Origin of the sequence: Lysinibacillus sp. FSL W7-1291, from assembly GCF_038593415.1 — a bacterium.
Taxonomy (GTDB): domain Bacteria; phylum Bacillota; class Bacilli; order Bacillales_A; family Planococcaceae; genus Lysinibacillus; species Lysinibacillus fusiformis_D.
The window spans coordinates 2,295,030-2,318,426 of record NZ_CP151994.1 but is presented as its reverse complement, the minus strand read 5'-3'; the positions used below and the strand labels follow the sequence as shown (position 1 = coordinate 2,318,426).

Annotated in this window: 21 protein-coding genes and 2 riboswitches; all 21 genes read right to left on the bottom strand. The window is 36.2% G+C overall.

Annotation, left to right across the window (positions count from 1 at the left end):
• Positions 1–255 precede the first annotated feature (255 nt).
• The 21 genes from NST76_RS11300 to prpD all read right to left on the bottom strand — a co-directional run bounded on the left by NST76_RS11300 (position 256) and on the right by prpD (position 23,303).
• A complete protein-coding gene (locus NST76_RS11300; RefSeq protein ID WP_058844397.1) occupies positions 256–1,716 on the bottom strand; it encodes a serine hydrolase domain-containing protein in 1,461 nt (486 codons plus the stop codon).
• A 492-nt stretch (positions 1,717–2,208) separates the two neighbouring features.
• Positions 2,209–2,820, bottom strand: coding sequence for a hypothetical protein (locus NST76_RS11295; RefSeq protein WP_330493303.1), 612 nt, complete (start codon positions 2,818–2,820; stop codon positions 2,209–2,211).
• A 193-nt stretch (positions 2,821–3,013) separates the two neighbouring features.
• On the bottom strand, positions 3,014–3,610 hold the full coding sequence (locus tag NST76_RS11290) for a hypothetical protein (protein WP_058844399.1): 597 nt from the start codon (positions 3,608–3,610) through the stop codon (positions 3,014–3,016).
• Between the two features lie 262 nt (positions 3,611–3,872).
• Positions 3,873–4,379: a MepB family protein gene (locus NST76_RS11285; protein WP_036126282.1), complete on the bottom strand. Its 507-nt coding sequence runs from the start codon at positions 4,377–4,379 to the stop codon at positions 3,873–3,875.
• A 258-nt stretch (positions 4,380–4,637) separates the two neighbouring features.
• Entirely contained in the window at positions 4,638–5,564 is a 927-nt protein-coding gene (locus NST76_RS11280; RefSeq protein ID WP_271913476.1) for an ABC transporter ATP-binding protein, read from the bottom strand.
• Between the two features lie 11 nt (positions 5,565–5,575).
• Positions 5,576–6,787: an ABC transporter permease gene (locus tag NST76_RS11275; RefSeq protein ID WP_342543863.1), complete on the bottom strand. Its 1,212-nt coding sequence runs from the start codon at positions 6,785–6,787 to the stop codon at positions 5,576–5,578.
• Between the two features lie 16 nt (positions 6,788–6,803).
• On the bottom strand, positions 6,804–7,928 hold the full coding sequence (locus NST76_RS11270) for an ABC transporter (protein ID WP_180957803.1): 1,125 nt from the start codon (positions 7,926–7,928) through the stop codon (positions 6,804–6,806).
• Between the two features lie 519 nt (positions 7,929–8,447).
• Entirely contained in the window at positions 8,448–9,122 is a 675-nt protein-coding gene (locus NST76_RS11265) for a copper amine oxidase N-terminal domain-containing protein (protein ID WP_330493305.1), read from the bottom strand.
• 202 nt (positions 9,123–9,324) lie between these two features.
• Positions 9,325–10,782 (bottom strand): M1 family metallopeptidase, encoded by a 1,458-nt coding sequence (locus NST76_RS11260; RefSeq protein WP_051891722.1) that lies wholly within the window; start codon positions 10,780–10,782, stop codon positions 9,325–9,327.
• Between the two features lie 380 nt (positions 10,783–11,162).
• The gene (gene dut / locus NST76_RS11255; protein ID WP_330493306.1) at positions 11,163–11,600 is read right to left on the bottom strand and encodes a dUTP diphosphatase; all 438 of its coding nucleotides are present in this window, start codon (positions 11,598–11,600) and stop codon (positions 11,163–11,165) included.
• An 11-nt stretch (positions 11,601–11,611) separates the two neighbouring features.
• Complete coding sequence (nrdF, locus tag NST76_RS11250) at positions 11,612–12,580, bottom strand: class 1b ribonucleoside-diphosphate reductase subunit beta (RefSeq protein WP_036126298.1); 969 nt, start codon at positions 12,578–12,580, stop codon at positions 11,612–11,614.
• A complete protein-coding gene (gene nrdE, locus NST76_RS11245; RefSeq protein ID WP_101966661.1) occupies positions 12,568–14,661 on the bottom strand; it encodes a class 1b ribonucleoside-diphosphate reductase subunit alpha in 2,094 nt (697 codons plus the stop codon). The genes nrdF and nrdE overlap by 13 nt, the downstream gene beginning before the upstream one ends.
• A complete protein-coding gene (gene nrdI, locus NST76_RS11240; protein WP_141904342.1) occupies positions 14,658–15,017 on the bottom strand; it encodes a class Ib ribonucleoside-diphosphate reductase assembly flavoprotein NrdI in 360 nt (119 codons plus the stop codon). Before nrdI ends, nrdE begins: the two co-directional genes overlap by 4 nt.
• Positions 15,014–15,238 carry a glutaredoxin gene (locus NST76_RS11235; protein WP_036126306.1) on the bottom strand — a complete coding sequence of 75 codons (225 nt, stop codon included), beginning with the start codon at positions 15,236–15,238 and terminating at the stop codon, positions 15,014–15,016. The genes nrdI and NST76_RS11235 overlap by 4 nt, the downstream gene beginning before the upstream one ends.
• A 113-nt stretch (positions 15,239–15,351) precedes the next feature.
• A riboswitch (cobalamin riboswitch) is annotated at positions 15,352–15,530 on the bottom strand.
• 283 nt (positions 15,531–15,813) lie between these two features.
• Positions 15,814–16,479 (bottom strand): hypothetical protein, encoded by a 666-nt coding sequence (locus NST76_RS11230; protein WP_342503776.1) that lies wholly within the window; start codon positions 16,477–16,479, stop codon positions 15,814–15,816.
• On the bottom strand, positions 16,466–16,666 hold the full coding sequence (locus tag NST76_RS11225; RefSeq protein ID WP_342543859.1) for a hypothetical protein: 201 nt from the start codon (positions 16,664–16,666) through the stop codon (positions 16,466–16,468). The genes NST76_RS11230 and NST76_RS11225 overlap by 14 nt, the downstream gene beginning before the upstream one ends.
• 198 nt (positions 16,667–16,864) lie before the next feature.
• Positions 16,865–17,053: riboswitch (cobalamin riboswitch) on the bottom strand.
• 135 nt (positions 17,054–17,188) lie between these two features.
• Complete coding sequence (locus tag NST76_RS11220; RefSeq protein ID WP_342543857.1) at positions 17,189–18,253, bottom strand: enoyl-CoA hydratase/isomerase family protein; 1,065 nt, start codon at positions 18,251–18,253, stop codon at positions 17,189–17,191.
• A 14-nt stretch (positions 18,254–18,267) separates the two neighbouring features.
• Complete coding sequence (locus tag NST76_RS11215) at positions 18,268–19,053, bottom strand: enoyl-CoA hydratase-related protein (protein WP_342543855.1); 786 nt, start codon at positions 19,051–19,053, stop codon at positions 18,268–18,270.
• 15 nt (positions 19,054–19,068) lie between these two features.
• Positions 19,069–20,736, bottom strand: a complete 1,668-nt coding sequence (locus NST76_RS11210; RefSeq protein WP_036126319.1) for an acyl-CoA dehydrogenase family protein — start codon at positions 20,734–20,736, stop codon at positions 19,069–19,071.
• Between the two features lie 44 nt (positions 20,737–20,780).
• The gene (prpB, locus tag NST76_RS11205) at positions 20,781–21,695 is read right to left on the bottom strand and encodes a methylisocitrate lyase (protein ID WP_036126321.1); all 915 of its coding nucleotides are present in this window, start codon (positions 21,693–21,695) and stop codon (positions 20,781–20,783) included.
• A 174-nt stretch (positions 21,696–21,869) separates the two neighbouring features.
• Positions 21,870–23,303, bottom strand: coding sequence for a 2-methylcitrate dehydratase (gene prpD / locus NST76_RS11200; RefSeq protein ID WP_338651170.1), 1,434 nt, complete (start codon positions 23,301–23,303; stop codon positions 21,870–21,872).
• Positions 23,304–23,397: the final 94 nt, after the last annotated feature.

Here is a 23,397-nt window from a genome sequence, read left to right as displayed (position 1 = left end):
GAACGAAGGGCGGCGACTCCTGCGGGAAAAGCGGGAAAGTCGAGATCCTGGACTGAGCGAAGCGAGGGAAGCAGCTCGACCCCGCCCGCGGAAAGCGTCCGCCCGTAGTGGAAATCAACGGCTTTACTTTATTTCATTGTAAAAGAAAAAAGACTGTAGGCAAACTCAAAATTCATCGAGTTTGTCTACAGTCTGAGAAGACACCGAGGTGTCTTATGTTTTTTTAATTAAGAATATTGATAAAGTGGAATTTAATTACTTAACATTATACTTATTTTCGGAGCGAGGCATCTTATCGGTGAGTATATACCAAGTAATGCTTGCTGTTAATAATGTTGACGAAATCAAAGCTGTAAGAACACTATATGTTTGCCAAATAAGTATCGTTGACCAATCGAAGGCAAAAAACATTATACACTGGGCAATCGTAGCGATTAGGAAAATAATTGTTACGATTGTTCTCTTTTTTGTAATTGGCTGCTGCTCATTCGTTTTCCTTTTTCTTAATCCTAAGAGAAATAACAGAACGGCCAATAGGCAAAGAATAATTGTGGTAGACGACAAAATGATGTCCAAAAGCTGTGTGCCGCTTATCTCATATGACTGAGTTAGATTGCCGTCTAATATATCTTTAACTTTTAGTACCAGGTTTATATTGGTATTTGCGCCGTTGCTCAGTAAGCAGATGGCTGTTCGTTCATTTGGCAGTATGGCTACTTCGGTTCTAAAATTCGGATTACCCCCAGTGTGTTCTATAAACGTTTGTTCGGCGTTTACCGACCAACCTGCCGCATAATACATATCGTTGACAGCCGAAACAGACATATCACCCCTATGTGATTTTTCGATAACCCTGTGAAATATTTCGGGTATGTCCTGCACGATACCCATCTGTATGCCCATCCAACGCGCCATATCTTTTGTATTAGAAATGATATAGCCGGCAGGTTTATTCCCAGCATAATCCGGAGCGTTAAATGGAGTTGTTATGAAAAAGGAAGAACGGTAGCCCTGTGCTAACTGTCCAGTGGCTTGAGCATCTTCTTTATAAACATACGTCTGGTGAAGACCTAAGGGTAGAAATACCTGTTCCCTCATAAAGTCTTCATAGCTTTGTCGTGATACAATCTCAATAACCAAACCCAATACGTCATAATTAACGGTTCCATAGTTATATTGTTCACCGGGAGAGAACGCCAATTCAGCATCTACCAGCGTTTCCACAGTCTTTTGCAACATATCAGGCGTATTGCCTTGTGGAATATTTTGAGTATGTCTAATATTTGTTAAGCCGCTGGTATGGTGAAGGAAGTTATTTAGTGTAAGGCTTTGCATATCAACAGGTTTACCTTGATACTTTAACGTAAACCAAGGTAAATATTTTTGGATAGGGTCAGTCATTGATAGCAGCCCTTGCTCTTCCAATAGCAGAATCCCCATACCAGTAAAAGCTTTACTCACCGAGGCCAACTCATAGAGTGTATTTTCACTTGCAGACAACCCCTTTTCAAGATCTGCATACCCAGAAGAAAAGTAGAACACTTCATCATTAGCAAGTATTGAGATTGACATTCCAGGCACACCTGATGTACGAGAGGCATCATCTAGCAACGCTTGTATTGCCACAGATTTCGAATCTGACAACGCATAACTTTGTGTTGCGAATCCCGAGAATAATATAAGTATCGTTAATACAAAAACAATAGTCTTTTTCATAAACTCTCCTTTTTGAAGAATTATAAGAGTATAAAAAACTTATTTTTATAACTATAAACTAAATTCTAATTTATATTTCTACTTAACTATATAATATCAAGTAATTGTGAAGAGTTACACTTAAACTAACGGGTGCTTTAGTAAAAGAAGAAAGAGGCTGGGACAAAAGAAAAAATGTTAGGCCATGTACAAGTTTGGTCTAACATTTTTTTGCGTTATTAGAACACATATACTTTAATAAATCACAAAAATAACATTCATTTTTTGCTTTTTCTCAATAAAATGAGTTATGTCCCAGCCCCTTTAATTTTTCTATCTTTTTTAAAATTAGGTCTTGATAATTTATAAACATCGTATCTTTTTTTAAAACATCGCAACTTTATTTCAATTCTACACAAAGCACAATTCTTGCTGCAGAATTGCGCCTTTAATGAAATAACTAAAGTATGTCTAAAATTGCTTATAGGAAGTTGAACTATCGCTACCGTTAGTTCAACTAGACGAATACATCCCTTTTGCAACTTTTTCTAAACTTTCTTTATCATAAGTGTTCATTGTAAGATTGAGCTTTGGCATATAAGTACTTCCACCTGCCATCATTTCTTTTGTTTCCACATCATAAATTGCATAATTACCTTTAAATTCTTTTTCAGTGTCTTTAAAGGAATAAAAGAAATAAACTTGCCTATCGGGGCTAACGGTCTGATGGTAGTTAATATCTATATTAGGGTAGGTACGAAGAATATTTCCATCAAAAGTAATATAATTTAATTTTTCTACCTCATTGAACAATATTTTTTTTCTAACATTTACAGATGCATCAGGCATTTCTTTAAAAAGAGCAGTATCCAAATGCCTTTGCTGTTGCTTTGACTTCTGCTTATATCTTTGAAAAACCTCCTGATGTATAGGATATTTTAGGTCTCTTAATGCCAGATAAAATTCATCTACAGTTTCATCAATAACTTTTTCCTTATTTGCAGGATGTAAATACTCATTTTTATCTGAAGGTGTAGTTTGTGAATAAACTGGACTTCCTAAATACATAGAAAAGCTGAACAAAAATATAAACACAAATGAACTAATTAAGAATGGGTTTTTCATTTAGATTACTCCTTTTTTGAAGTAACGTGCCCTAAATATACTTTAACTATCCTGAGCCGTTAGTTTAAGTAATAATCTTCACAACCTTACTCGATAGTTCAACAATAATATCAATTTTGTTGAAAATGTTCCTCAACAATCTGGCCCGTTCGTAAAATGAAATGAGTCTTATTCAATTAAAGCCCCAGTTACTTTAGGTTAAGTGCTCCACAATTCTCTTTGCCCTGCGCTCCATTGATTTAGAGTAACCAAAACAATCTCTAAATAACTTCCTGCCAATGTATGTTTGAAAATGATTGTATCTATATCGGTAAAATTCGTTCCAATAGCTAATCATTCGATTATAGCTTTTGCAAAATGGCACAATATTTTCAAGACAAAATCTCTTAATCCGTTCTGTATCCTGCTCTTTTAAAATATCATAGGCTAATTCTATTATCTCTACGACATATTCATCACATATTTTGACGATATAAGGAATAGCCCAGTCTTCGTAATCCATCTGTAGCAACGAATAAATATGCTTTTGACGTACAAATCCATCACAACTTCTTGAATATATACAATGCAAAATCATTTTTTGTTGTAGACTTAGTTTTTCTATAACTTCATCTGAACTATCAATGTAGTAGGTACGATAAGGAAATCTAATCACGGTATTATTTTGAAAATAGTGGATAGTATCCTCAGACACAGCAATCGTGACATGATTATAAGTTTTATGAGGAATCATTCCAACCACTGTCGTCACATCCTCATTTAAATGTTTGGGAAATCCATCTTGAAACATGCACTCACATCCTTGCTTCACGTAATATTAAAGAATAACTAAACTGCCCTGGTAATATAAGAAGAGACTGCGTTAATTGAATAATCGTCCCTGTGTTTGCTTATCGTAGAAAGGCTCTTATTTTAAATAGATCCTTTTCAAAATCTTGATAATCGTAATCAGTAGTTGATACCTTATTTATTGCTTCCCTCCAACTGTTCAGTAAATATGAATAGCGCAATTTCTGTAATAAATCTGTTGCTTATTCATTTGTTTAAGAAAATTAGTTGGAGTATAGTTTTAATAGCTCATGTATTGAACTACTAGCATGGTCAATTTTAATAAAATAAGGTAATTGCCATTTTTGTGTTGCTAGCGCTTGTTGACTAGTGGGAGTATCCCAACTAGGATAAACTCTAATTGCCATTTTACCCTTTGTATTAACGGTTTTAAGGATGTTTTGTTTTAAAAGAACTTCTTTTGGAAAAACAAATTGGCCAAAATCACCATTATCATTAAAAGTGTTTATTACCAATAAATCAGTGGCATTATCATATGAGAATGCTTGGTTTTTATTAGTTTCATCCTTTTCCCAAAAGGAAACAAACTGTCCTATCTTATTAGGTGTTATTTTTGCGACTCTAAATCTAACCGATTTAGAATTTAACTGAAATAGCCCAGCCCCATAATCTGAGTTTTGAGTTTCTTCATGGATATCTTTTATTGTTAAATTATTAGGTTCATAAAGTAATTCATTTATATATGCTAATGTCTTATTAAATTTATTCATAGTTTTACCCCTTTTCTTATACTAAGATATACCAGTATATCACCTGTGGACCTGTCACCGTAATTTTTCAATCATATGACTCACATTATTTTAACAATGATGACCAAACAATAAATAATTATCTGAGGATGTAATCTTAACTGAAAAGGTAGTAAATACTATGTTTTTGGAAACTAGAGTAAGTCAAAAGCTGCTCCGTAAATAAACATTATATTTTACGGCAAGAACTAATTTAACAATAAAAGTGATTGTTCCTCTTTAACTAGCTGTCACATTGCTTTCTTCGTGATAATACATTGCATACAAATCATTTAATGTAACTTTCCCAAAAGCAAAATCTACTACGTTTCTCTCAACTAAAAAAGATGTAAGTGAACTTAATAAACTGGCTTCAGAACTTGGTAAATGGATGAGTGTCATGTCATTTGTCAGTGTTTGAAGTTTGATATTTGGATATAGCTCATGAAGCTGTTTTTTCGTATTACTTTCCATATTTTTTATGCGAATCGTTTTAATATGCGCTTGACTAAAATCTTCGATTATTTGATTGGTATCTATTAGTTTTCCCTCGTTAAATAAGAAAATTCGGTCTGCATATTTCTCTAAATTATCAAGTAAATGGGAGGCAATGATAATAATTTTCCCTTCCGCCTTTTTCTTTAATAATATTTTCGAAATAATTTCCACATTATTTGGATCAAGCCCGTTCATCACTTCGTCCATCATCATAATGTCTGTATTTGTAACAATTTGCATGGCAAAGCATAGACGTTGGCGCATCCCAAGAGAATAGGTACCTGTCTTTTTATTCACATAATGCCCCATATTTAATGCTTCGATTGTTTCGTCAATCAGTTTTAAATCCGATTTCCACATCGTAGCAAACATTTTTAAATGCTCTCGCCCACTTAAATGATTATACAAGTCACTTTGGTCTGGCATCATTGACACGAATGTATGGATTTTCACTTCATTTTGTTTAGTTGAGTAACATAGGCCATCTTTAAAAACGATCTTGCCATTCAACGGTTTCACATAATTCATCAACACATTCATAAATGTAGATTTTCCCGTTCCATTTGGTGCAACAAGCCCAATCATTTGCCCTTGCTCAAAGGTCATGGAAATATTATTTAACACGTTCATTTCTCCAAATCGCACGGTAATATTTTGAATATCAATCATCTTTACCACCCCTATTTAATTAGCTTATATCGCCTGTTCGATGCCGTCAGTATGATGAAAAAAATGACAATGGCAGCTAGTCCAAGTAATAACTGTAATCCTAAAGTAAAATCTAAATGATCATTCATATAATAAAAATTCCGCTGTTTTGAAATAATTTGTCCGACTTGAATATAGGATGTTGGATAATTTTGAACGTCCCAGAAAAAGCCAACGTAACGGCTGAAATAAAAATTTTCACCAAAAATAAGGAGTATGCCAACAGCGAAATTGACCATCTCATTGCGGAATAGCATACTGCATAATAGTACAACACTGATGATGACGATGAACCAGGTAAAAAGCAAAGCCAGCGATTGTCCTAAAAACGTACCTAAAGTCATCATTTCAAATTTACCTTCCATACGCCAGTCGAGATGCGGCGCATATACTGGAGAGGGCAAATGGAAATTCCCAAAGCCAGATTGTAGTCCTACAATAAAGAAGCCAACAATAAGCGGTATAAATAATACGGCACTACCTAGTAGCACAACGACCATTTTCACCAGGAGCTTTTTCCAATCATTAATCGGAGACCCCTTCAAAATGGATGGATGGCGTCTATCTTTGGCAACCATATCAATTGCTAAAAGTAGCACACAGACAATCAATATAATGGGCAGTATACCCTTTAATAAGCGTTCGAGCGTTTGTAGTGCCGTGCGTTGTTCAAATATTTCCGTTGATAATTCATAATCTGCTTTCGAATATGCATCATAACGGACTGCATGCTCTAAATAAGCATAAAAGGCATCATCTTCTGCATACTCATTATTTTTTATAAAATATTTTGAGTTATATGAAAATGAATCACTTTTATAGGTAATCGCATTGGTAAAGTAGTACCAATCACGCGTTAAATCTGCATATTTTTTAAAATTGTCCTTTTCTAATGCATCTAATCTCGCTTTATCTATAGGGTTAATCTCGCTAAATATTTCAATAGCAAAAATAACGGCAGGATGCAGACCATGTAATTTTCTTCCTTCCATATGATCTAAAAATTCCTGACGTGTTAAATAGCGCGCCTCAATCTCCTCAGAGTCTACACTTTCAATCGGATCGTAAGCTGGTGCTATTTTAAATACATAAAAAAAGGTTGCAAAAGCAAGTAAAAAGTATATTGCTAAGTTTTTCTTATTCAAAAAAAATTGCTTGAATTCAAATTTAAAATAACTCCACATGCTTATTTTCCCTCCCCTATGCCCTATTGATTTTTCCTGTTGAGAAGAATGTTTTAATCACAAACAACATTAAAATAATACTTAAACATAGGATGATTAAGCCTAGATTCATCGTAATAGCAACAGGCTCTGCTAAATCTACCGGTACCCCTCGTAAAATATCATTAAAGTTCATGAAATTAAAAGGATTATAGGGGAATAAACTAATAAGAGATGGAAAAATCATCGGTAAAAAGAATACGATAAAGTGTACAAATAGTGTTAAATACATATTTTTCAGTAGCACATTTAAAATAATCGACAACAACATGACAAAAATTGAAATGACGAACATATAGCCAACACTTATTGCGATATATTGAAGCGTAGATATTAATGTGGCATTTCCTAGATAAATCCCGACAGGCTCTAGTGGGTTACCAAGTCCATTTAGTATCCATAACGGACTTGCGCAAATAAAAATGAGTAAAATACTAGTCACTATGGATAACAAAGAAATAAGACATTTAGATAAAATATAGGTATCAAACCGCACAGGAAAGCCTTGAATTAAACTAGAATGCTCAAAGTCATCCAGTAAAATAGAACTCGTATGGAAGCTAATAAATATGTACCAGCCTGCACCTACGTGACTAAATAAAAATAATAAAAACGGTATGTATTGAAATAGATCAGATCGTGTATCCTTTCCCTCATCTATCATCCATTTAAAATAAAGGTAGTCCATCGAATTTTGTAATTTAGAGGGTAACAACTCGGCAATATTTTCGTATCCTTCTAATTCGAATGCCTCTTGCCTTAATTTAGCGAGTTGAAGTGAAGCCTCATAATACATAGATTGTCTATCCATTGTTAATGTTGCTATTTGTAAAGCAATTTTGCTTTTTTGTTTAGTTAAATTTTTATATAAATCGCTGCCATCCCCTGATTCTGAAGCATCTTTCACTTGAAATTTTGATAGTACAGCCTGGATGGAATAATAGTCACCCTTTTTTTCAACGATTTGATTACCAACGGCCTGTGCCTTTAAATAAAACATAAAGCCGAAAACGATAATGACAACAGCGACTAACGCAACTAAATTTTTCCGATTGGCTCGCTCAATTGCTAGTCCTACTTTTAATGCACGTAACACCGGCATCCGCCTCCCTTCTCAATGTAAGCTTTTACATTACTATGATAAGATATTGTGGATATTTTTTCAATTTTTAAATTTTTTTAACTTTTAATACTTCTTACCATTATTCAAGTCTGGTACGCGTGTAAGCGACAAAAAGAAGAGGACTGTTATTTACAGTCCTCAAATGGTCAAAAAATTTCATGGATTTTATATTAAAGTAGCCTTTCCAATGTAATATTCGCTAATAATTAGTTCTTACTTTAAGTTGAATCAATGACTAAGAAAGAGCTGCATTCTTCACTCAAATCATTGATAAGTCTATGCTCTTATTGAGTCCATTTTGAAGAAATGGTTAATCAAAAATGAATTCTTATCACACTTCAATCTAACAAACCAGCGTTAAAATTCATAGCCAGCGAATGGAGAGTTAGTTTCCCCTTATAAACTTCTAACGTTTCATTACATACCTAACAACAAAGCCAAATGCTCAACCCTTCTTTTATGTCAGTTGAGGATCCGTTTGATTGAATAATTGTCTGTCTATCCTTGTCTTATAATTTCCGTTAATATTACTTCCATTCTTTGCATTACCTTTAATTTTAGCTTAGACAATGTTAACTGTTTCTCTAGTATATTACGGTAATCTTGTGAATAATTAGGATACAACGATTTTTCATATTCCAAATTTTGTAGTACAAATAAAAGGTTATTATGTAAATCAACCAATTGATTATAGTTATTAATTTTAGAATTCTTATCTGTATTTATTGTAGGATCATTAACATAAATAAAAATATTTTTCCCTTCTGTGATTATATTAACTACTCTTAGTGTTGAATCCCATTCAACAGGTAGTTTTAAAGACTCACTAACAAACCTTACGGGTACCATTGTAGTTGAGTTCATAATGGTAGGTGGGTTATCTAGAAAAGTCTCCTTCCCATTAACAATTGCTTTATACGAATTAACCTTTAATTGAATAGTTGTATTCCCTTTACTTGCTGTTATGGTTTGGGTTGAGGAATCCCAGGCAACAGTTGCATCTAATGATTCAAATATATTTCTCATCGGTAACATCGTCCTACCATTTATAGCAGTACCACTATCAAAAAATACTACATCTTTGTTAATTGCATGGACATAGCTATTATCCTCTACATAAATCAAAGAGCATAGATAAAATACAAAACTTACAAAAAATAACCGTTTTAGCATGACAATTCTCCTGTTCTATAACTATAATTAATTGTAAGTATAGTTTATTATTAGCGTTAAGAGAATACTTAATTTTCAATTTATGTTTTTTTCTCTAAAAGGTGGTTAAATCCTGATCGTGAAGCTGATATATTTTGAACATAAAAAAAGAGATACTGCTTGCACAATATCCCTTTTCTTTCGTGGAGAACCTATTGCTAAATCATTCATTTTTAGTGTTATCTAGATCTAACCATCCCTCAAATATAGAATCGTCCTTTAAATCAAAATAGTATTTTGTGAATCGCGCGAATTCTGTGGAATCGATTTCTTTATAGTTATAAAATTGATAATAACTTTTTAAAAATTGTTCAATGTCTTTGATTTCTTCATTATCATCAAATAAATTCAAGAGCATTGCAGGCGATTTTCCATAGACATATGCACTCATATCAGATTGGTATTGATCAAGTGGTAAATTGACTGGAAGCACTAGGTCTGGATCAATGCTGTAAATCGTATAGGGTTTGCTCAGATTCAATTTTTTAAAGTTGAATAGATTTGTAGCAAATACCGTGAAGCCTTCATCTAACCAGGCATGATGAAAAGGATCATTGGTAATGACCCCGTAAAACCATTGATGAGCAATTTCATGAACCACTGTACTTTTAATCTGCTCAGAACTACTAGGACCACTGTTGTAAATCGTATGGGCTGTTACAATTCCTGGGTACTCCATGCCCATTCCATCTATGATAATATCTAGTTGTTTGAGAGGATACGGCCCCATTATTTCTTCAAAATAATTTATGACAGCTGAAGCCTCGTCTGCTATTTCTTGATATAGTTCCTTTTTATTTTCCTCAAATCCAAATACTCTAATGGCGATGTCTTCGTCTTTTTCCACTAGTATTGGATCTTTTACTAGAGCAACAAATATTTCCTTCACGTTCTCAACTTCAAGTAACCCTTTGTTTGGGCTTGGAAATGCCTCTTGATCAAATGAAGACACCAACGTGTACTTCTGAGGAATGTCATAGGTTAATTTGAAATTGCTGAATGTAGTATGATACGTCTCTCCTCTAAAACGATAATCTTCTTTGTTCCATTGATGGTTTCTATATGTGGCAAGCATCGGATAAAATTGAGCTAAATGATAATTACCATTACTCTTCGTAAATCTTAAGCCCTCTTCAGGCAGAGTGAACTCATAGGAAAAATAAACTTTCATTTCTTGATGAGGTTTCAATTTTTCTTGAAGCTGAATGTTGAGTGTATCTTTTTCAAGGGTGTAAGCTGCCGTTTTTCCATCAATGGTAATGTTATGGAACGCAATGGTAGATGGATGCTCCAGTTCGGGTGAGACAGCTTTTGTAAACATATTAGGTATAAAATAAAATATCAATTGTTCCCAATCATCGGTAGAGAGGTTTTTAACGACAACGGTTGATTCTAGCTGAAATTTCCCGTCATTATCCATCTTAAGTGCCATATCGTATTCACTAAAATTACCAGGGCTTATCGCCTTTGGTATAAATTCTTCTGTATTCACCTTTTGAGCAATAGTAGACGCTTCTTTCCCTTCCTGTTGATTGAACTCACAAGCAACGAGAAAAATACATACTAGTAATAAACCTGTACTCCATAATTTCTTCTTTATAACTTCCGCCCCCAATCCCAACACTATTAGCTACAATAAAAATGGTATATATATAAATTTTATATTATTATCCCAATTTAAACCATATACTTTCGATCTTTCATCTGGAATCTAGTTAATTACTAAGATGAACAAAGAAAGAAGAGCACATATTCGTGGTGATATGCTGCCTATTAGGTAGACAGATGAAAATTAAAAGCTGTTGATATTTTTAGATGTAGTTGTTGATTATGCCGTAATGGGATGACTTTGGTAAGTAACCGACGTCATCTTTTTTAATGTCCATTGCTTTCATGTGTAGTTCTGCTAAGCTTTAAACAGACTATCCTTACTGACAACAAAAAAATCCTGCATGTATATACACACAGGATTTCTTTGTCATCTTTTTAAACTAATCAATTCTATTTAGTACCACTTGCTCCAAATCCAGATGTTCCTCGGATCGTTTGTGATAATTCATCTACTTCTACTAATTGAATGGATGGGACAAATTGAATGACCATTTGGGCGATACGCATAGATTTTTCGACGATAAACGGTTCTTGGCCGTGGTTGATTAAAATAACGCCGATTTCCCCTCTGTAGCCTTCATCAATTGTGCCTGGGCTATTCAGTACGGTTACACTATGCTTTAATGCTAGTCCACTTCTTGGTCGAATTTGGGCTTCCGTTCCTTTAGGTAATTCAATCTGTATACCTGTTTTAATAAGTTTGGCTACGCCTGCTGGTATTTCTACTGCTTCAATGGAGTAGAGATCCATGCCCGCATCACCAGGATTGGCTTGCATTGGTAGTATTGCATCCGCGTGTACTCTTTTGATTTTTACTTCTACGTTCATTGTTCTCCATCCTAACGATTAAAATTAAATGTGTCATCTGTAATTGGCGCTACTTTTGCTTTAGCATAGGTAGCTCCCTTTTGTGAAAAGAAATCATATGTGGAGCCTTCATTACGAATACCGTTCATCACAATCGGATTGACTTCTTCTTCTGGAAACATTGCTTCAAAACCAACATTCATTAAGGCTTTATTAGCATTATATCGTACATAGGCTCTCACTTCAGGTGATAATCCTGTTTCCGCATAAATATCATCCGTATATTTCATTTCATTTTGATATAAATCTAATAATAGCTCATAGCCCCATAAATTGAGCTCTTCTTGTTTTTCTTTTGAAAATTGCTTGAATAGATTTTGAGCAAAAAATCCAACTGCGACACCATGGATGGATTCGTCGCGTAAAATAAGTGAAATAATCTCAGCACTGTTTCGTAGGAAGCCTTGTCCTCCTAAGTACAGCGGGTAGAAAAAGCCAGAATAGAAAAGGAAAGATTCGAGCATAACGGAGGAGAACATCGCTTTCCATAAGCTTTCTGGATCGTTTTCTTCGATACTATTATAAATATCCGCAATTTTATTGGCCTTATATTGTAGAAATTCATTTTTTTTGACCCATTCAAATAACTCATCTATTTCTTCGTTTGTACAAAGCGTTGTAAAAATATAAGAATAGGATTTGGCGTGGATTGCCTCAAATGCATCAAAAACGGTTAGGACAGCCTTCTCTTGTAAATCGTCTGTATAAGCGGCCACACGATTCATCCCTATATTGGTCTGAACTGTATCCAGTAACGTTAATCCCGCGAACACTTTTTTATACGTGTCTTGATGCTCAAAGCTTTTCCACTGTTTGATATCTTTACTGACCGCAATTTCCTCAGGAAACCAAATTTGCTTCCATTGCTGGTCCCAAAATATTTGGGCAAGTTCACTCGTTGCCTTATTCCAATTGACCGCCTCATAAATTATATTTGACATGCTACACACTCCTCTAAGCTTTGTAATCGTTGACGAACATAGTAAACGGACTTAATGCCCTTTACCCATGCATAAATGTATACTTTAGCTAATTGTTCAGTTGTCCAATTATCTGTTACATAAAGCGTCATGGAAATACCTTGGTCAACGTGTTTTTGAGAAGCAGCGTACAAATCAATTAAATCATACGGATTAACATCATATGCCTCTACATATAAATGACTGTTATCATTTGTTAAATGAGGCATTGGATAAATCGTTCTACTATCTGCATAATCACGAACCTCTACACGCTCAGTACATGGCGCAATAGAAGCCGTACAGCTACGTATGTAGGAAATACTGCCAGTTGGTGCAATAGCCAAACGATAGGAATGAAATAGACCATATTGCATCACATCTTGCTTAAGCGTTTCCCACATGTTTTTCGTAATGATTGGAATATTGCCAAGTGCTTTTAACACAACAGGTGATAGTTCTTCGTCGATTTTATTGACATATTGGTCAAAGTAGCTACCTGATGCATAATCACTGTCCTCAAATCGATAAAAAGTTGCAGCTTTTTCTTTAGCCATTTCCATCGATGATTTGAGTGAATAAAAGTTCATCGCTTCCATAAAACGATCCATGAAATCAATCGACTCTTTGGAGCCATATAAAATGCCCTCCGTCACAAGATGGCCGTGGAGGTTCATACAACCAAGTCCTACTGAATGCATTAATTGATTGGCTTTTGCAACAGACGGTACATTTTTAATGTGCGTCATTTGCGACACATTTGTTAATAGGTGCATAGCCGTATCGATTAAGGCTTCGAAATCATTTACTTTACTTGCTGCATGAATATCAATCGACCCTAAGTTACAGGATACATCTAATCCATAGTCATTCGGTTGATCTTGATCTGTAATAATGCTTGTTTCTTGAACTTGCAGGATTTCGGTACATAGATTGGACATTTTTACGCGACCGATGTTTTTTAAAGGATGCACTTCATTGACATTATCATCAAAAATTTCAAACGGATAGCCCGATTCAAATTGTGCTTTTTTCACTTCTGTATACAGCCTACGTGCATTCAAACGTTTAATTTTACGAATTTTAGGGTTATCAAGTAGCTCATAGTACATATCTGAAATGGAAATCTCAGACATGCGTTTGCCATATTCTTTGAAAATATCATATGGGCTGAACAAGACAATATCTTTATCACGTTTCATAAGTTCGAAGAAAATACTTGGTATAATTATTCCTGTTGATAATGTTGCGAGGCGAATTTTATCATCGGCATTCGGTTTTTTAGATGAAATGAAATTTTCAATGTCTGCATGGAAAATATTTAAATAGACAACACCAGAGCCATTTCGCTGCCCTAGTTGATTGGAATAACTGAAAGAATTTTCTAACAGTTTAGCAACTGGGATGACACCACTGGCACGATTTAGAATCTCTTTAATAGGGTCACCTAAAGGGCGTAAATCAGTTAAGTTAACTCCAACCCCACCGCCAAGTCTTGATAGCTCTAAGCAATAACCAATATTTTCAGCAATACTATTCATGGAATCATCCATCGATAATTTAAAGCAGCTCACTAATTCACCACGTGCTTTTTTACCACTATTTAATGCTGTTGGTGTAGCAGGCTGATAAGCTTCCATCATTGCTTCGACAGAACGTTCTGCTAGCACCGTATTCCCTTGTGCTAAATACAAGGCGATAATGACAATACGGTCCTCATATTTTTCTAAAATCTCTTCTCCATCACGACTTTTCATAGCATAGCTATCGTAAAATTTACTTGCACTCATAAAGGATGGGAAGCGGAAATTATAATCATATGCTTTTTTGTACAACTTCTTAATAAATTCCATTTCATACATGTCGATAAATGCTTTCTCGTAGTAGCCCTCATCAACTAAATAACGGATTTTTTCTTCAATATCAATAAAGTAACGTAAACGCACGTTGACATACTCTAAAAAGTAGCGGCGTGTAGCTTCACGATCCTTTTCTAATTCAAGTAGCCCAGTTGAACTATAACGATTCAGTACGTCATTATTTAGCTTTAAATAGGTTTTCATCTTATTACCCTCGTTTCATAAAACGTTTGTATGGCTTCATAATCTGTTTGATTGCCTCGTAAATCTAATTTTCTCACTAAGGGTACATGATAGGTAGCAGCGATTTTCTCACCAGCAGCCCCAAATACGTTGTGCCCAAAGTTACTATTGCCACTGGCAACTACTCCTTTACAAAAATCTCTGTTTTTTTCTAAAAAACGTTCCACTTTTGCAGGGATATCGCCTAAGCCATCAGTATAAGTAATTAAAAGATAAGGCTTATTCAATTGTAATTCCTCAGAGAGCTCAACAGACTCTGCCCTTAATTTGGAAACAATATTCCGGACATTTCCTGTACGACTTGCGTAAACGATCATAGAACAATCATCTCAATATGAGAAACTATGTCCTTAACATCTCCTATAAATGTATTATTCATTTCTAAAACAGGCACACTTAAAAAACCTGCATCGATTATTGTTTGTTTAGCTTGTTCATCGTGATCAATGTTGACGATTTCTGCCTCAAGTCCTGCACGTTGTAATTCAGATTTTACCCAAAGGCATTTTGGACAGATTGTTTTCGTATAAAGTTTCATAGAAATCCCTCTTTTCATATAATAAAAAGCTATCTCCTCTAGAGAGATAGCTAAATGGAAACGTTACCATACCAAAAATACTGACGTTCCCATTTCTTAATCCCCGAAGAAATGATTAATTGTTTTATAGAGGCAGGTCTCCTGGCTTTGCTTCATCCTCTGATTCCCTTCCCATGCGAATGCACAGTGGTTGTAATCATTGTCAGCTTCACAGTTGCGGGGACAGCGTCGGAATTGTACCGAACTTCCCTTTTAAACTACATATAGTAGCACCTATATAAAACGAACACAATATATAGTTGTTGTTCAATAGTTTTAAGTGTACCATCCTTCATATAAAAAGTAAATCTAGATTCTAAACTTCTTTATTTTTTGATTATTCATTATTTTCAATTATAACTTTCGAAGGAATTTCACCATCTATTACTTATATCTTAATTCATTATGTATCTAAACTATGTACGAGATTTTTTGTTACTACGGATCTATGAGCATTAAATATACTAGCGTATTTCACATAGAAACAGCCTATATTCTAAAGAATAATAGACTGTTTGACATGTCGAACGTATGGATTACTCGATTTCGACAAATAAGGACAATTCCTTATAAAATTCAGGCGTTGCTGCCGAATTCACTTGAAAATGAGGATTATATTTTGATAAAAGTTTATAGAGAGTAGTTGCGGTTAACAGATTCTGTTCTTGATCGAAAGCCCTGAAACTTTCATAGACCTCCTTCACTTTACCATTTATTGAATGACAAAAAAACTGTTGAACATCTGCATCCTCTAAATAATCCTTTTCCCATCTGTAACATATTAAATTTGTTAGGAAAAACATTTCTAATCCAGGCATTTTTCCAACTTCAATGAGTAATGACATTCCATAATGAAATGCATTTTCCAACCATTTTATGCCGTGGCGATCTTTGTAAAAGCGCATCAACTTTTGTAACCCATGTCCTTGCTCCTTCACTAGATAAGCATGGATATTTGTATGACCAGCAGTTCTTTCCCATTCATCGAGAGAGAATTTATACTTCCTTACCAGTTTCATCCAAAGCTTTTGAAGCTTGTCTTCAGAAAGGTATTGTGTTTGTTGATTCCATCTTAGAAAAATGTCTAAACTTTCTAATACCAAGCCTCTTTCCATTTCAAAATGATCCAATTTTCTATATAAAACTTTTTGATTCATATCTATGTTGTCCATTATGTCTTCAGATTTTTTATCTACTATCATGACATGTCTCGACTAATTCAAGCTTGATCGTTAAATAGGTATCATTAATAGATGTATAATCATTTGGGTTTTCTTCTATTAACTTCCTAATATAAAGCTGTAAAGGCCTAATATGCTCACCAGAAAGGTTGTTCATAATTTGCTGCTTTAACTGATTTATATAAAATGAAATTGAATGTGATGTCATCTTGTTCACCCCTATTTATTCATAAAAAAACATCTTGCCCTAATGGGAAGATGCTAGCTATGACTGACATACTTCATAGTTCTTCAACCAATATAAAATAAGTCGTCTATATTGAATAGAGACTCTTTTTTTGGTTGTCGCACTATGAGTATGATGAAGGTAATTCGTCACACTCAACACCCCCTATCCGCGTAGGTTTTGGCTGTACTAGATAAAGGCAGGTCTCCTGGCTTATGATCATCACACATTTTTCCCTTCCCATTACATACATAACAGTGGTTTTTAAAATGTGCTCCTAATTACAGTTGCGGGACAGCGACGGCTTTTCACCGTTCTTCCCTTTTAAACAAATTCTATTGAATTTGTACCTTTATCCTTTTATTCCGTTTTTTATAGTATAACATATCATTCTACGTTCTCTGACAAAACCCTATGAAAATCTACAGAACAACACTTAAGAAACCACCTACCTCTTAACAAGTAGATGGTTTCAGCATTTATTGAGCGAAGATATCATTGTTCTTACTTCTTTACGGTTTCACTACTGTCTTGAAAGAATTTTTCAAGTATATCATCTGTAAAATCAGCGAATGTTTGATAGATATACTGAGGATTTCGATCCTTATCAATGACGACAGACCTAACCCCTTCATAGAAATCCTCATGATTTAAAAAGTTTTTTGCCAAAATTAAATCAGTCGCAAAGCATTCTTCTACCGTTTTATGTTGAGCATCTATCAGCTGCTTTAATGTAATTTTTAAGGATGATGGAGATTTAGATAGAAGCAACTGCTTTGTTTCTTGTGCAAATTTGCTTGGGTCATTGTCTAAGGATTCGACTATCTTCTCCACTGTATGTTTTGAGAAATGTTGATCGATTTTATTTTGAAGGCTGGCAAGCTCACTGTTTGCTGTTGGTGTACTTGAATAGTCCTCTATTAATTGCTTTAGAGCTGTGCTAGTTTCCACTGTATGCCAGTTCGTTTGTTCAATGCGTGTGAGGAATGCTTGTAAATGATCGCTCGTCATATAGCTATCTGCACCATTAGCAAAGAGAACATCTGCAGCTTGGATGATCGAAGCTGTTAAAGCTAAGTAATATCCTACATAGCCAGGCGCTTTATTTAGAAAATAGGCAGCTCCAACATCAGGAAAGAAGCCAATATTCATTTCTGGCATAGCCCATTTTGTTCGCTCTGTCACAATTCGGTGGCTAGCCCCATACGTTAAACCAACCCCACCTCCCATGACAATGCCATCAAGGCAAGCAATGATAGGCTTTGGGTAGTGATAGATTGCCTTATCTATTTGATATTCTTCCTCAAAAAAGATTTCGGCATTTTGGAAAGCTTCCTGACTGGAGCGAGCTTTATAGAGTGTTTTAATATCACCCCCAGCACAAAAGCCCTTTTCGCCAGCACCTCTTAGAATTATCAAGTGTATTTGATCATTCGCCTGCCATTCCTTTAGTTTCTCACCAATGGGCTTTAGCATTTCTATAGAAAGTGAGTTTAAAGCTTGAGGACGATTCAGCGTAATGCTTGCTGCGCCACCATCACTGACGGAAAATATTACTTCATTTGTCATAGTAGTTTCCTCCCTTACAAATGTTTAAAGTTGGGCTGTCTTTTGTCTATAAACGCTTGAACGCCTTCTCTAGCATCCGCTGTTAAAAATAACTCAGCAAAGCGTGTTCGTTCTAATTCCAGCCCTTTTTGGAGATGATCCTTCCCACCTTGAATTATACATTCAATTGTACGGGATACACTTGTCATACTTTTGCCCTCAACAAAAGACTGAGCAAGGGCTTTGGCAGTTGGCAGAAGCTCATCTGGCTCCGTCACCACTTGAATAATACCTAGTTGTAGTGCTTCGTCAGCACTTAATTGCTGGCTTGTTAAAATTAATTGTAGAGCCTTTGCTTGCGTTGTTATTCTGCTCAGTCGTTGAGTGCCTCCGAATGTCGGCAGTAAGCCAAGCTTTAATTCTGGTAAACCAACAATGGCATTACTTGAAGCAATCCTGAAATGACAGCCTAACGCTAGCTCCAGTCCTCCTCCAAGGGCTGGCCCATTAATAGCAGCAATAACAGGCTTTTTCATGGCTTCAATTTCATCACATAGCGCTTGGCCTGCCTCAGCCATTTGTAATGCTTTATCCTGTTGCCCAAAGGCAGCAACAAATTCCTTTATATCTGCTCCCGCAGCAAAAAATCGTCCAGAGCCCGTCACAATGATAGCTCTCGTCTCTTCATCCTCAGCTAATTCTTTAAAAATGACACGAAGATGTTCAATAGAAGCTGATGACAACGTATTTGCTGGTGGATGATTTAAATGAATAAGCGTGATGGCACCTTCTTTACTAACATTGGCAAATGTATCAACCATGATTTTCCCTCCTGTTTATGATAATGAACTGATCGATTTTGGATTGTTGATGATCCCTCTTGCAATCTCTCGCTTTTTCATAAAGAGATTCTGATGGAGCGGGATGTTTAAGCGCTGAATATGATCTAACCTTGTTTTTCGCTTTTGTTCATTTGTTTCAGCAGCACAAATAATGTCGATTGTCCTTTTTTCTATTTTACGATAGCCTTCCTGACAAAGAATATCTGTCATCAAATGCTTCATATTGTCACATGCGTTCTTTTCCGTCCGCAGTAAAGAAGCTTCCATAACATAAATATCTTTTGCTATATCAGCTAGCAGACGCATATATTCCTGCTCTTGCTCCAATTGAATCTGTGCGTCAGCAATGACAGCGATGGCTATTTGCATTAAGTACTTGGCAAGACGGATGTATTGCTGATTCTTTTCTGCTGGTTGATATGCTACTGGAGCATTTTCGGTAGATGTTGCTTGTGAATACTTCTTATATAGTAGCTTCGCCATTGTTAAACGGTTGATTTCATTTGTTCCTTCAAAAATACGGCTAATTCTAGCGTCACGATATAAGCGTTCAACCTCGTAGTCTTGCATATAGCCATAGCCACCATGGATTTGTACAGCTTCATCTACAATTTTCCCAAGCACTTCTGAGCAATTGACTTTATTGAGTGCGCATTCCAGAGCGAAATCAGCTATTTTTTGAACCATTGACTCTTTATCCGTAACTTCCATCGCATCATCTATTTCTCCTGCTGTCCTGTATGCAGCACTTTCCGCCCCATAGATGGAGGTTGCCATATCCGCAAGTTTTTCCTGTATCATGGTAAAATGAACGATTGGCTGGTGAAATTGCTTCCGTTCCCTACCATACGTTACAGCTAACTGAAGTGCCTGTTTGGAAGTGCCGATGTTGGAGAAAGCTAGCTTTAAGCGTGCCATGTTCAATATATTCATCGCTACTTTATGGCCTTTTCCAACCTCGCCAAGAACATTTTCCCTCGGCACGACAACATCCTGTAAAATAAGCGTAGCAGTCGAGGAGCCTTTAATGCCCATTTTCTCCTCTTCTTGTCCAATAGATACACCGCTAAATGTACGTTCTACAATGAATGCAGTCATGCCTTCACTCGTTTTCGCAAAAACAACAAAGAGATTTGCTAGCTGTGCATTGGTAATCCATTGCTTTTCACCATTTATTACCCATGCAGAGCCGTCCTCGTTTAAAATGGCATTTGTTTTGGGATGTAGTGCATCTGAGCCTGCGTCTGGCTCCGTCAGAGCGTAAGCGCCAATCCATTCACCTGAAGCTAGCTTTGGTAGGTATTTCAGCTTTTGGGACGCATCGCCAAAATAGACATAGGGCAATGTGCCGACTCCTGCGTGAATATTGTAAGATACACTGAATGAGCTGCCATAGCCCATCCTTTCTGCAACTAACCCGGAAATTTTTTTATTAAGTTCTAGCCCTCCATAGGCCTCGGGTATTTCGATGGCTAGTAAACCAAGATCACCAGCTTTTTGAAATAACCGACGAGTGATGTCATATTGATGCTGCTCAATAGCTGCCATATTAGTAGCGACATCTTGTTTGATGAACAGCTCTGCGGTTTTTGCTATGAGCCCTTCCTCCTCCTGAAAGTCCTCAGGTGTAAAAATGGTCATTTTGTTTTCTAATGTATCCATGCTAGTCCTCCTTGAAAGAAAGAGGAGAAAAGTAAACTTTTCTCCTACTTTATTTCCTCTTTAGGTAAGATGGTTTTCGCCAGTTCACTATCTAAATCTTCAAATTTGTAATAGGAAATGGTTTCATATAATTCACTTCTTGTTTGCATATCCTCAATAGCTTCTTTTTGAGTCCCTGTCTTTTTTATTAAGCCAAACACTTGCTCATAGGCTTTGGCTGCTACTCTCATCGATGTAACGGGATATATAACCATCGAATAGCCCATCTTTTCAAATTCCTTAGCTGTATAATACGGTGTTTGTCCAAATTCAGTCATATTGGCTAATAACGGAGCATCTAGCTCACTGGCAAAATGTTTAAATTCTTTTTCTGTTTGGAGAGCCTCTGGAAAAATGGCATCTGCCCCAGCTGCTACATAAGCTTTAGCTCTTAAAATAGCCTGCTCTAAACCTTCTACAGACCTTGCATCCGTGCGGGCAACAATTACTAACGTAGGAGCTATTTGTTTAATCATTTTTATTTTTTGTATCATTTCCTCTTGAGCAACGAGTGTTTTCCCATTCAAATGACCACATTTTTTGGGAAGATTTTGATCCTCTAGCTGTACAGCAGCTACTCCAGCCTCTACCATTTCACGAGCTGTGCGGGCAACATTTAAGACACCACCAAAGCCAGTATCGATATCCACTAGCAACGGTAAATTAGTCGCACGAATAATTTCGCTCGCACGCTGTGCAACTTCATTTGAATAAATCATGCCTAAATCAGGTAAGCCTCTACTGGCAGTGTAGGCAGCGCCAGAAAGATATAATGCCTCAAAGCCAACTTTTTTAGCCATTAAGCCAGCCATTGCATCATGAGCTCCTGGGATTTGTAAAATCGTTGAACGAGTAATGAGTGTTCGAAATTGTTCAGCCAATTGTTTTTGTGCTATTGCTTCATTTACAATCCACGCCATCTATAAAAACCTCCTAATAATCAATGATGCCTCGGCATATTTACGTCCGAAAGCGGCTGTGATGCAGGTCAGTTAGCCGTTATCTCAAGGATGGGAGGATTTTAGGCTAACATCCTTTATTAACTCCTTCCCGATTCGTGACATTCGCCAGAGGCTTTAATTTCCTGAAAGAAGTTAAACAAATAAATTAACGAATTCATGAACAGCACTATTTTCAAGAAGTGCTTGATCAGCACAAACTTCATTAATCTTGCTGTGTTGTTTTTGAGAATAATGGGTGCTAATGTTTTGCTGGAACTTATCGATGATTTGAGGGAATGCTTCCTCACGACGGAAACGGTGTCCTAAAGGATATTCACATTCAATAAGCTCAGATGATGTGCCATCTTTGTAATAAACTTGAACAGCATTGGCAATCGAACGTTTCTCAGGATCTAGGTAATCAATTGTATATTGGGGTTTTTCCACAACCACCATTTTATTTCTTAAATTATCGATACGTGGATCTGCAGCCACTTCATCTTCATAGTGGTCTGCTGTAATATCACCATAGATAAGCCCTATTGCTGTAATGTATTGAAGACAGTGATCACGATCAGCTGGGTTATTAAGAGGTCCTTCCTTATCGATAATTCGTATAGCGGATTCATGGGTCGTAATTTGAATGCGTTCAATGTCCTGTAAACGATTTTTCACTTCATTGTGTAAATGAACGGCACATTCGGCAGCTGTTTGTGCATGGAATTCAGCTGGATAAGAAACTTTAAATAGAACATTTTCCATCACATAAGATGCTAGTGGTCTAGCAAGCTTTAATTCTTGCTTATTAAAGAGAACATCTTGGAAGCCCCAGCCAGGTGCAGATAAGGCCGTTGCATAGCCCATTTCGCCTTTCACAGCCATCATGGCTAAGTGTACTGCCCTGCTTGTTGCATCACCAGCAGCCCATGATTTTCTAGAACCCGTATTCGGTGCATGGCGATATGTTCGTAGGCTCGAATTATCAATCCAAGCATTTGATAAGGCGTTGACAATTTCCTGATGAGTGCCACCTAATGCCTTTGTCACAACAGCTGTTGTCGCAATTTTGACAAACAGTACATGGTCTAACCCAACACGATTTAAGCTATTTTCTAATGCGAGAATACCTTGTATTTCATGGGCCTGTATCATCATTTCTAATACGTCTTTCATTTTAAGTGGCTCTTTCCCTTCAGCAACACGCACGCGACTCAAATAATCAGCCACAGCTAATATGCCCCCTAAATTATCAGAAGGGTGTCCCCATTCAGCCGCAAGCCAAGTGTCGTTGTAATCCAGCCAACGAATCATACAACCGATATTAAAGGCACCTTTTACAGGATCAAGAACATAGGAAGTGCCTGGAACTCGTGTACCATTGGGAACGACTGTGCCTGGTACTACTGGGCCAAGAAGTTTCGTGCATTCAGGATATTGTAAGGCCAAAATGCCACACCCTAATGTATCTAATAATACATAGCGTGCCGTTTCGTATGCTTCTTCACTTGTAATAGTTGTATTGACTACGTAATCCGCAATATCTGTAAGTAATTGATCTGTCTTAGATATGTCATTTGTTTTAATCATCTATATCTTCCTTTCAAGGCATGAATTTGATATACTAGTATGCTGATAGGCATTGGTCAGAATGCCCATCAGCTCTATGGCGAGTTGTTAAAAC

Excerpts from the sequence above, each read along its gene's own strand:
- NST76_RS11275 (WP_342543863.1), bottom strand. The coding sequence starts at position 6,787 with ATGTGGAGTTATTTTAAATTTGAATTCAAGCAATTTTTTTTGAATAAG.
- NST76_RS11230 (WP_342503776.1), bottom strand. The coding sequence starts at position 16,479 with ATGATAGTAGATAAAAAATCTGAAGACATAATGGACAACATAGATATG.
- NST76_RS11290 (WP_058844399.1), bottom strand. The coding sequence starts at position 3,610 with ATGTTTCAAGATGGATTTCCCAAACATTTAAATGAGGATGTGACGACA.
- NST76_RS11285 (WP_036126282.1), bottom strand. The coding sequence starts at position 4,379 with ATGAATAAATTTAATAAGACATTAGCATATATAAATGAATTACTTTAT.
- NST76_RS11270 (WP_180957803.1), bottom strand. The coding sequence starts at position 7,928 with ATGCCGGTGTTACGTGCATTAAAAGTAGGACTAGCAATTGAGCGAGCC.
- nrdI (WP_141904342.1), bottom strand. The coding sequence starts at position 15,017 with ATGATCGTTTACGCAAGTCGTACAGGAAATGTCCGGAATATTGTTTCC.
- NST76_RS11220 (WP_342543857.1), bottom strand. The coding sequence starts at position 18,253 with ATGACAAATGAAGTAATATTTTCCGTCAGTGATGGTGGCGCAGCAAGC.
- nrdE (WP_101966661.1), bottom strand. The coding sequence starts at position 14,661 with ATGAAAACCTATTTAAAGCTAAATAATGACGTACTGAATCGTTATAGT.
- NST76_RS11295 (WP_330493303.1), bottom strand. The coding sequence starts at position 2,820 with ATGAAAAACCCATTCTTAATTAGTTCATTTGTGTTTATATTTTTGTTC.
- nrdF (WP_036126298.1), bottom strand. The coding sequence starts at position 12,580 with ATGTCAAATATAATTTATGAGGCGGTCAATTGGAATAAGGCAACGAGT.
- NST76_RS11265 (WP_330493305.1), bottom strand. The coding sequence starts at position 9,122 with ATGCTAAAACGGTTATTTTTTGTAAGTTTTGTATTTTATCTATGCTCT.
- NST76_RS11210 (WP_036126319.1), bottom strand. The coding sequence starts at position 20,736 with ATGGATACATTAGAAAACAAAATGACCATTTTTACACCTGAGGACTTT.
- prpD (WP_338651170.1), bottom strand. The coding sequence starts at position 23,303 with ATGATTAAAACAAATGACATATCTAAGACAGATCAATTACTTACAGAT.
- NST76_RS11215 (WP_342543855.1), bottom strand. The coding sequence starts at position 19,053 with ATGGTTGATACATTTGCCAATGTTAGTAAAGAAGGTGCCATCACGCTT.
- NST76_RS11225 (WP_342543859.1), bottom strand. The coding sequence starts at position 16,666 with ATGACATCACATTCAATTTCATTTTATATAAATCAGTTAAAGCAGCAA.
- NST76_RS11235 (WP_036126306.1), bottom strand. The coding sequence starts at position 15,238 with ATGAAACTTTATACGAAAACAATCTGTCCAAAATGCCTTTGGGTAAAA.
- dut (WP_330493306.1), bottom strand. The coding sequence starts at position 11,600 with ATGAACGTAGAAGTAAAAATCAAAAGAGTACACGCGGATGCAATACTA.
- NST76_RS11300 (WP_058844397.1), bottom strand. The coding sequence starts at position 1,716 with ATGAAAAAGACTATTGTTTTTGTATTAACGATACTTATATTATTCTCG.
- prpB (WP_036126321.1), bottom strand. The coding sequence starts at position 21,695 with ATGGCGTGGATTGTAAATGAAGCAATAGCACAAAAACAATTGGCTGAA.
- NST76_RS11280 (WP_271913476.1), bottom strand. The coding sequence starts at position 5,564 with ATGATTGATATTCAAAATATTACCGTGCGATTTGGAGAAATGAACGTG.